2 protein-coding genes are annotated in these 859 nt (G+C 40.6%); both read left to right on the forward strand.

The features are described 5' to 3' along the window. Positions 1-225: 225 nt before the first annotated feature. Positions 226-459, forward strand: a complete 234-nt coding sequence (locus RW114_RS20780; protein ID WP_340124629.1) for a hypothetical protein — start codon at positions 226-228, stop codon at positions 457-459. A gap of 162 nt (positions 460-621) precedes the next feature. Beyond that, positions 622-762: a DUF480 domain-containing protein gene (locus RW114_RS21130; RefSeq protein ID WP_422614857.1), complete on the forward strand. Its 141-nt coding sequence runs from the start codon at positions 622-624 to the stop codon at positions 760-762. Positions 763-859 lie beyond the last annotated feature (97 nt).

Genomic DNA, 859 nt, shown 5'->3' on the forward strand with positions numbered 1-859 from the left:
TAGCATCAAAGCAGGACTCAATCAATTCGAGGACTTTGGGTTCGTCGGATAGTTGATTTAAGGCAGCGTTCAGCAGTTTGCGCTGGTGATGATCTAATTCACGGATTGCAGTAATTAATTGAAAAAACTCGGCGTTTTTCATGATGATCTCCAATTGAAAACCTACATGGCTTATTTTATGAAAAAGAAATAAAAAATTCCATAGTTAACGATGACATAGCCTATATGAATGATGCACGAGCCGGGCAGTTGCCGCTCTTGGGAGGGAACTTTGGTCATTCTGCGCCCTATGGTTTTCACGACTGGCAATACCTTTTGACCGAATCTGGTCTTTTGCAATATGACCATATTCTAGCCAAAGTGACCTTTCTGATAGGTTCAGTAATTATGCTGCTGTCGTTAGTGTGGAGCGGACTTTTGCAGGTTAAGCAATATAAAAAGATCAACCATACGAGCTGAGTTTGTCAAAATTTCTTAGCTGAATAACTTTGCCTGTAGAATAGGCATTATCTGCATTTGCTCAAACTTTCGACAGTACCATTTCGATTAAAATCTGGTTGCGGCGATAGGCCGCCTTAACCTGCGACGCCAACAATATGATTTCTAATGGATGCCATGAATATGAATCTCAATCTTTACGAAACTCGGGTGATAGGTTGCTTAATCGAAAAAGCAATCACCACGCCCGAACAATACCCCCTTTCGATGAACGCGCTGGTAAACGCTTGCAATTGTCCGGCGTCAACTATCCTGTCCGGGTGACGACAATTACCTTGGCCGGTTTTAGTTAAAAAATTTTGATTATTTTTTTAAGCTCTGTTTTTTTCGATAACTTTCTCCTTCTATTTCAATAATGGTT

This window comes from Methylobacter svalbardensis, assembly GCF_037671525.1.
GTDB lineage: Bacteria > Pseudomonadota > Gammaproteobacteria > Methylococcales > Methylomonadaceae > Methylobacter_A > Methylobacter_A svalbardensis.